Below are 8,275 nucleotides of genomic sequence, written 5' to 3'. Positions count from 1 at the left end.
AAATGAAATTATATTTTATTATAAATTTAAAATTCCGTTTAAAAACATAGAATTCAAATAGATTTAATTCGAAGAAACGTTATAAAACATATGAAACTTATTGTTTTTAATTAATTTCCAACTTTATAACAGAAGATGAATGATTAGTTATTCTTTACTTCAAAAGAACATTTTTCAAAAAATCTTCTTTTATGATTAAAATCTTCTGTACTGTTTATCAAATTTATATGATTAAACTACTTAATCAAACTATACACTACAAGTCGAAAATATGTACTTATACGGAATGATTACATACATTTTCTCACACCATTTCTCAAAGAGATTGTAAAGCAATAAAACAAATAAAATTAGTAATACGGTTGCTTGACAAGCAAAAAAAATATATTTATGCTTGCTACACGAAACAAACACATAAAATTTATATTGCTTAACCTGTTAGGTGAGGCTCCTATGCAAACACAGGCTATTGCCCAAAAATGTCGAAAGACGCCAATGGGTAGAACAGGAATTGTCGGATTAAGGCTCTTCTTAAGATAGCTAAGTATTGAATTTTCATTACTTTACGTTGTATAGTGCCAAAGCTCTACTAGGGGGAAAAAAGCCTTATTTAGTCATGCCATTTTGAATCCTCCTAGTATGTAACTAGGGGGATTTTTGTATAAGAAAACAGTGTGTAAACGATAAAATCCTCCTAAACAAAGGTCATATTTAGTAATTGACGAGAACAAGATTCTATTCATTAGCAAATGTAATATTATGTTTTGTTTTAAATCAGGAGGATATTAAAATGAAAAAAATATTAAAACTCGATTATCTATTGCTTCTCCCTCTATTCATAACATGTACTCTAGGTATTATCATGATGTATAGTGCGAGCTCCATTGTCGCTGTCCAACATTACGGTTATAACAGTAGACACTTTGTTGATTCTCAATTAACAAAGCTATTTTTAGGAACAATAGGGTTCATAGTTTGTGCTATTCTCCCATATGATATATGGAAAAAACGGATAGTCTCTATTTGTATTATGGTTGGGGGGATTTTTTTATTAATTATGGTTTTATGGAAAGGAAAAGTGGTAAATAATGCTCAATCATGGATCTTTGGAATACAGCCAGCTGAATTTCTAAAATTGGGAACAATACTTGTAACAGCCCGTTTTTTTGCATTACGACAAGAACAAGCTAAAAATAGCTGGAGTGGTATCGGAAAACTTGTATTATTTTTAGCTACAATTTTTTTTCTTATCTTTAAACAACCAAATTTAGGATCTGCACTTTTAATATTAGGTATAGGTTTTAGTATATTTCTTTGCTCAGGAATAAATATAAATCTACTAATCAAAAGAACTACCATCGGTTCTGTTTTATGGTTACCTATTTTATATTTTTTGATTCAATATAGTTTATCAGAAGTTCAAAAGACACGTATTACCACGATTTTCAATCCATTTGTTGATGCGCAAGGAAATGGATACCAGCTTGTAAATTCTTTTATTGCCATTGGCTCTGGAGGAATCACTGGTCGTGGGTTTGGAAATAGTATACAAAAAACAGGTTATCTGCCAGAACCACACACTGATTTTATAATGGCAATAGTTTCTGAAGAACTAGGATTTATTGGTGTATTTATTATATTGACTGGAGTTTTGACTATAGTACTTCGCTCCTTAAAAATTGCACAATTATGTGTAGATCCATTCGGCAGTTTTATAGCAATTGGTATAGGATGTATGATTGGTATGCAATCTGTTGTAAATTTAGGTGGTATTACAGGACTATTTCCTCTTACAGGTACTCCATTTCCATTTGTAAGTTTTGGTGGAAGTTCTTTAATGGTCAATTTAATAGCAATGGGGATTTTAATTAATATTTCAATTTTCAATAAAATTAAGTTTCATAATCTTAATATATAATTTTTATATTTTCATTTAAAATTCGACCTCATTAATCAATCTATATTTAAAGAATTTCTAATTAATTTTTTAACTGTATGAATATAAATATTTATGTTCATTTTAATACGAAAAAGGCAAGCATAAACTTATGCTTGCCTTCCGTTCTCAAAATCAATTAAACCTAAAACAACGTGAGGTTAACCTAATCTAGATACTGTCTTCTACGCCCTATTTTTTACTTTTCTAAAACAATTCCTGCTATTTCATTAGCATATTTTTTAGAGTCAAATTCATCATAGTTACTAAGTACCACAACAGACAAATATTCTTTTGGAAACCGCATGAAGTGTGAGCGATAACCTGCCCAACTTCCTGAATGTTCCAAGTATCGACAGTTAAAACCATTAGCAAGCCTTAACCCAAAAGCATAATCTTCATTGTCAATAATTGTATCCCCAGTTGAAGAAATTTTCGGACCTATTTCGCTCATTCTTTTAACAAGATTTTTTCCACCAACGGTACCTGTGGTTAAATTTTCTCCCCATTTTACCAGGTCCTCAACTGTTGTATGAACTGCCCCATCCCCTGTATGTTCCCAAGGGCTTTCATAGATTTTATATGTTCCTTGTTCATTCCTCGAATATCCACTAGCAATTGATATAGTAGTTGGGTAGCAATCCACAATTGTTGTGTCTTTCATATGTAAAGGTTCAAAAATACGTTCCTTTGCAAACTGACGTAGGGGCTTGCCGCTTACCTTCTCTACCACTAATGACAATAAAAAATACCCTGTATTGCTATACTCAAATTTTGTACCAGCTGCGAACCTGACAATTTGATGACCATTAAGGTGGTTTAGCGATTCTTCCACAGTTAATATATCAGTAAATTTAATATTTTCTGCCTCTGCCAATTCCATATAATCAACTAGTCCACCAGTGTGATGAATTAGATGTCTCAATGTTACAGGTTCAGCATATGTTCCTATAAAAGGAACGAACCTTACAATTGAATCATCTAAACTTAATTTTCCCTCTTGTTCTAAGAGTAATATAGAAAACGCTGTAAATTGTTTTGAAACTGAGGCAATATTAAAAACGGTTTTTTTAGTTATAGGTAAATTTTCCTCTATAGAAGCTAAGCCAACCGCACCATTATAAGTTACTCCGCTATCAAAACTAGCAATATATGCAAAGCCAGGAGCTTTTGGTGAAAACTTATTATATAATTGTTTAATCGATGTATGTGTCTTTTCATTATATGTATTATTCATCTCAATCACATACCCTTCTCTTTGAATGGTTAGGAATATAATAAAAAATACTATATATAACGTCAAATTCTCCTTTCAAAATTTAAACTTTTTAATGCAGTATGCCAAGTACTATAAGGAAAGCAAAAATTATTAAAGCAATTAATAGTCTACATTACGATTGCTCTTAACAGATTAAAGCTTTTACAAACAACTTTAGCAAAAAATGTCTTTCCCCTCTTTTTTTATGACAGTTTTTTGATTGGAATAAAAACCAATAAAATTAATTATCCAGGGCTTTTACAGTCACTTTTCCAAAGAAATATATTTAACCCCCAAAATAGAAATGGGACTATTTTGTGTTTAAGTTAATATTCCTATGATACTAGTTTGCTTGACCTGATAGTCATATTTCCGTATGCCTAAAAATTTATAATAAAATAGGTAAAAGTGTAGAATACGCTTTTCCTTTTAGCATCAGAAAAGTATCGCTAGAATTCTTATTTTTGAGATATATTTATAAAAAGCACGTTACCCTTTCTCATTAATACAAGAAAATAGTAACGTGCTTTTAATTTTAAAAATAGTTCAGGTCTTTTATAATTAATAGTAGTCGGTTGATACCCCACATACTTCTAACTATTAATTACACCTCATCGGAGTGCTAACTCTCTTACATACTTTACCATTACAATCTAAATATACATCATAAACGCGTCCACTGCTATCGCACTCATAATGAGACCTAACACATGCACAGCCTGCTGCTTTATTACTTATTCCTAATATTTTCTTTAACATTTTAATCATCCTCTCATTAAAAATATTAAAACTATTATCTAACAGATTAGCATGGATACTTTGTACGAATCGTTTCACATAACTCATTTACTGTACAATCATAGTAGCGATACACTTCTCTTCCACCCTCACAAGAATACCTTTCAACAGTACAAGAACATACAGGTCTTAATGGTGCTATACCTAATAATCTCTTTAACATTTTATCCCTCCTATTACATTTAATTGAAAACAACAACTTTAGGATACATTCATTTCCTGTAACTGTCAATAAGATTCTGAATAATCAGAAATGAATCGCTAGATTTGTTTATATCACACATTAACCAGTTCTTGTTTTAAAATACTATCTAGTTTCATTATTAGTTCACCAAAATTTGATAGATCTGCAATATGCTTAATTTCACCTGACTTGTCAATTAGTAATATATAAGGTGAGGTATTGACAAAGAAATCCTCAATTATATCCGCACTTACTATAAAGTGTGCATTTGAACTGCTTTGCATCATGTTACTATCTAATATTTCACTAGAAACAAAGATATAATTAATATCATATTTATTTATAACATCAGGCATCTTCTTAAATAGTTCTTTGCAACTCGAACATGTATTACTTACAAATAAAAGTAAAGTGTATTCATATGCATCTGATGGTACTACTAGTGTTTTTCCTTCCAAAGAGTTCTTTTGAAACACCGGTATCCTATGTCCGACTGCTAATGATTTTTCTTCTATTTGCTTATTTTCACGAATCCGAAAACGATTTAAAAATTGTCCAACTAGCCTACCCAGATATAGTATTAATATAGTTTGGAAGATAACAACAATCCACAATGTGATGTTAGAAATGACATACCATTTTTCACTCATTTTTTAAGTCCTCTCCTGATAATTTGAATTAACTCAATTTTTTGTTAAACGGTCTATTCGTAAAGAAATATTATATAGTTGTATCATATTTATTCCTATTAATATAATTATCCAACTAGTAAATACTAAAGTAAAATACTGAAAATTAAAGATATCAAACACAAATTGATTAGTTTTTAATAACTGATCTAAGCTCCCTAATGATACCGGATACATTAATAAGATTACCGAAACAGCACCAATACAAAGATTCCTAACAACTAACATCCATGATAATTTATGATTTCCTAATACACCGCCACATCCACAAGATATTTCCTTTCTTCCTCTAAGTAAGTTTACTAAAATAGCAACAGAGTATATAAGAAGTAGTAGTACTGCACAAATTAGAGTAACGGTATGAAACAACCCTATAAACAAACATATACTTATAAATAATTCCGTAAAAATTTCTATAATAGTAAATAACCTAATTTGATTCTCAGGAATAATCTGATATTCTTTTATAATCAATTGATGGATATTAATNNAATATTAAATTTCTTAATTTTATCAATGCCTGTACTAATAAACAAAGTTGCAATTCCAATTTTCATCATAAAAAACAAAGAAATCATTTTTATTCACCTCGTATTTTTAAATAACTTTATCCTCCGTAATATTTCTCATCTTTTCATAATGTGAAAAAATTCCCTTATGATACGAATTTTGATATATTATTGTGCCTTTATTATCAACTAGGGTGAATGTTGGAAAAGTGTCTATATCTAAGGAAGTAAAAAAACTCTCATTTTCCTGTATCTTGACAAAGCCTTTATAACCTTTGTTTTTTTTATTATCCCCTGACAATTCAAATACCTTTTCAATATTTATTAGTGGTATTTTATAGATATCGTTATTCTCCTCAATCATTTCAATTAATGCTTGTTTACAAAAAGGACATGTAATTGACGTAAATGCAATTATAGTTATATCTTCAAAATTCAAATGTTTTTCTAAGAAATATCTTTTCATATTTACACCCATAAGATTATTATCCTTAAAGCTAAAATTCCCACTCTCTATTAATGGAAGTAAATCTATTTCCTTTTTTAAAAAATGTATCTGCCTCAATACAATGCATAATAGTAATAACCAAACACAAATGAACATTAAAAATATCGACATCATAGTCCTCCTTTTTTAATTTTTAAAAATTCCCTTTTACCAGTTCTTTATGTTCCATATACCATTTCGATTGAGAAACGAATAACTCTTTATATATACCCTCCAAATGTAAGAGTTCCTGATGTGTACCTCGTTCAGCGATGCTTCCTCGGTCCATAACAATAATTTCATCGGCTAACCACGCTGCCCCAAGACGATGGGTAATAAATATGACAGCTTTATCACTGGAATATCGAAAAAACTCCTCCATAATCTCCACTTCAGATTTTGGATCAAGAGCAGATGTTGGTTCATCCAATACTATAAGATCACACTCTCTAAATAAACATCTAGCTATCGCAATCTTTTGCCATTGACCTCCTGAAAGTTCATTTCCTCCATCGAAAAACCTTCCCAATCTTGAATCATATTGATTAGGTAGACTTTTAATGTAGTTTTCTAATCCAACCCTTTTTATTACTTCTTTTAATTTTTCTGTATCGGCTAAATCCTCTAAATTTCCAAAACCTATATTTTCTCTTACCGTAAATTCAAAACGATTAAAATCTTGAAATAGAACGGAAATTTTCTTGAAATATTTGTTTAAATCTATCTTATTTAAAGGCATACCGTTCACATGTATCATAGATGAATCTGTCTCATATAAACCTGTTAAACATTTTATTAAAGTGGTTTTTCCTGATCCATTTTCACCAATAATTGCGATTTTTTTACCAGGCGTAATTGCCAAGTTAACATCTTTCAATGTTTGTCTATCTTGATTAGGATAGGTAAAATTTAATTGTTGAACACTTATTTCTTGAATACTATGAATCTCTTCTTTATCTTCCACCCCATCAATTTCAGGTAAAGAGATAAAAGATGAGAACTCCTTCACATATAATAAATTCTCGTAAATATTTGATATAGATCTAATTAGACTATTTAAACTGGCTTGGATGTTTTGAATAGCTTGTAAAACTGCTACTAATGATCCTACTAACACCCTTCCTAATTTCATTAAGTATAGGAGAAAAGCACTAGTTAACGCATATACCAATACAAGTATAATTTCTGAAGCAAATAACCAAACAGTTTGTTTCTTTAATAAATTTATCTCCTCCAGATTATTTTCTTGATATTTTTGACGCCATTTTTTTATTAGAAAACTTGTTATCTGAAATAAGCGTAGCTCTTTAACACTCTCTCTTCTATATAATAGGTTAGATATGTAAAACATTTCTCTATTTACTGGTGTTAAATTCCTCATTAATTCATATTTAGATGAACCGTTTTTTATTTCGATAATAAATAATGGTATGATTCCAACAAATAATATAACTACCAATACCCAGTGGATATTTATTAAATAAACTAATATAGAAATTAGTGTTATAGATTCTTTTAACAAGTTAGAAGAACTCGTTACATTATTTACGATACGCTGATCAATACCACTAATCATCTGAAGTTTATTTTGGAATTCAGGATTTTCAAAATGTATGTATGCTAATTTTTCCATTTTATTAAATGTGATTTCTTTGATATGCAAACCAATTTTTTGATTAATAAATTTGTCATTAATAATGCTTAGATGTTCTAAAATATATTGAAGTAGAAAAGTGACTAATTGACACGCTAAATATACAAATACTTGTTCTAAGTTACCAGAATGATTTATAAATCTTGCTGCTTCATTTATTAAACGCTCAAAAAGAAAAATATTAATAACTGGTATAAAACCTTCTATAACTCTAATAGACACTAAAAATATTAAATGACTTTTACATGACCTCCAAAAAACACTTGCAGAATAAAGAAATAATGACATATTATTCAATAAAACAGCCCCTATAATAATATTGAAATAGACAAAAAATTCTTAATATAAACAATATTTTACAGTACTTCTTCTATAACGTAAATATTCATTTTACTTTATTTTCCACGGAATAAAATTTTCTACTTGAGAAATTATTATTCCGTGGGAATTTTTTCTTTTTCACCAAAAAGAAAAAGAATCCTGACTGTTAGCGCTTTGCGTTTGCCGCCAAGTGTACCTTCAGCAAAAGTACTAAATCCTGGAGTGTCATCTGTATGTCTCCCTATCGGAACACAGATTGGAAGCTCAGTTTCATCCTTATAAGTAAAAAAATAGGAGCAGCCTATCGTGACAGACTCCTCCTAAAAAACAACCCTTATATAGATATTGGAAATAAATTCATTTAACTAATAATGTATTTCCCCATTTTTATCAGTGAACTACCCGCCACTTAACGTCCTAACGGACTGTTTGAAGTGGG

At 29.7% G+C, this 8,275-nt stretch carries 7 protein-coding genes, 1 pseudogene and 1 riboswitch; of the genes and pseudogenes, 1 reads left to right on the top strand and 7 read right to left on the bottom strand.

What is annotated here, in order from left to right; all coding sequences use genetic code 11:
* Nucleotides 1–427: 427 nt before the first annotated feature.
* Nucleotides 428–604: riboswitch (M-box (ykoK) riboswitch) on the top strand.
* A 186-nt stretch (nt 605–790) separates the two neighbouring features.
* Nucleotides 791–1,918 (top strand): FtsW/RodA/SpoVE family cell cycle protein, encoded by a 1,128-nt coding sequence (locus tag COK05_RS07480; RefSeq protein WP_098612073.1) that lies wholly within the window; start codon nt 791–793, stop codon nt 1,916–1,918.
* Nucleotides 1,919–2,135: 217 nt separating this feature from the next.
* Here COK05_RS07480 and COK05_RS07475 read toward each other — a convergent pair whose 3' ends face one another.
* The 7 genes and pseudogenes from COK05_RS07475 to COK05_RS31635 form a co-directional block, all read right to left on the bottom strand.
* Nucleotides 2,136–3,173 carry a serine hydrolase domain-containing protein gene (locus tag COK05_RS07475; protein WP_098612074.1) on the bottom strand — a complete coding sequence of 346 codons (1,038 nt, stop codon included), beginning with the start codon at nt 3,171–3,173 and terminating at the stop codon, nt 2,136–2,138.
* A gap of 826 nt (nt 3,174–3,999) precedes the next feature.
* Nucleotides 4,000–4,155 (bottom strand): hypothetical protein, encoded by a 156-nt coding sequence (locus COK05_RS31270; protein WP_000919787.1) that lies wholly within the window; start codon nt 4,153–4,155, stop codon nt 4,000–4,002.
* Nucleotides 4,156–4,268: 113 nt separating this feature from the next.
* Nucleotides 4,269–4,826, bottom strand: a complete 558-nt coding sequence (locus COK05_RS07470; protein ID WP_098612072.1) for a TlpA family protein disulfide reductase — start codon at nt 4,824–4,826, stop codon at nt 4,269–4,271.
* A gap of 33 nt (nt 4,827–4,859) precedes the next feature.
* Nucleotides 4,860–5,339 (bottom strand): MauE/DoxX family redox-associated membrane protein, encoded by a 480-nt coding sequence (locus COK05_RS07465; protein ID WP_255290308.1) that lies wholly within the window; start codon nt 5,337–5,339, stop codon nt 4,860–4,862.
* A 123-nt stretch (nt 5,340–5,462) separates the two neighbouring features.
* Nucleotides 5,463–5,993 carry a thioredoxin fold domain-containing protein gene (locus COK05_RS07460; RefSeq protein ID WP_098612071.1) on the bottom strand — a complete coding sequence of 177 codons (531 nt, stop codon included), beginning with the start codon at nt 5,991–5,993 and terminating at the stop codon, nt 5,463–5,465.
* Between the two features lie 22 nt (nt 5,994–6,015).
* Nucleotides 6,016–7,803 (bottom strand): ABC transporter ATP-binding protein, encoded by a 1,788-nt coding sequence (locus COK05_RS07455; protein WP_255290309.1) that lies wholly within the window; start codon nt 7,801–7,803, stop codon nt 6,016–6,018.
* 212 nt (nt 7,804–8,015) lie between these two features.
* Nucleotides 8,016–8,108, bottom strand: a pseudogene (locus COK05_RS31635) (peptide hydrolase); the annotation flags it as partial.
* Nucleotides 8,109–8,275 lie beyond the last annotated feature (167 nt).

Origin of the sequence: Bacillus cereus, assembly GCF_002567495.1 — a bacterium.
Taxonomy (GTDB): Bacteria; Bacillota; Bacilli; order Bacillales; family Bacillaceae_G; genus Bacillus_A; species Bacillus_A cereus_AQ.
This window is presented reverse-complemented; position numbering and strand designations above follow the sequence as displayed.

Coding starts and splice junctions, on each gene's coding strand:
- COK05_RS07460 (WP_098612071.1), bottom strand. CDS start 5,993: ATGTCGATATTTTTAATGTTCATTTGTGTTTGGTTATTACTATTATGC.
- COK05_RS31270 (WP_000919787.1), bottom strand. CDS start 4,155: ATGTTAAAGAGATTATTAGGTATAGCACCATTAAGACCTGTATGTTCT.
- COK05_RS07480 (WP_098612073.1), top strand. CDS start 791: ATGAAAAAAATATTAAAACTCGATTATCTATTGCTTCTCCCTCTATTC.
- COK05_RS07455 (WP_255290309.1), bottom strand. CDS start 7,803: ATGTCATTATTTCTTTATTCTGCAAGTGTTTTTTGGAGGTCATGTAAA.
- COK05_RS07470 (WP_098612072.1), bottom strand. CDS start 4,826: ATGAGTGAAAAATGGTATGTCATTTCTAACATCACATTGTGGATTGTT.
- COK05_RS07475 (WP_098612074.1), bottom strand. CDS start 3,173: ATGAATAATACATATAATGAAAAGACACATACATCGATTAAACAATTA.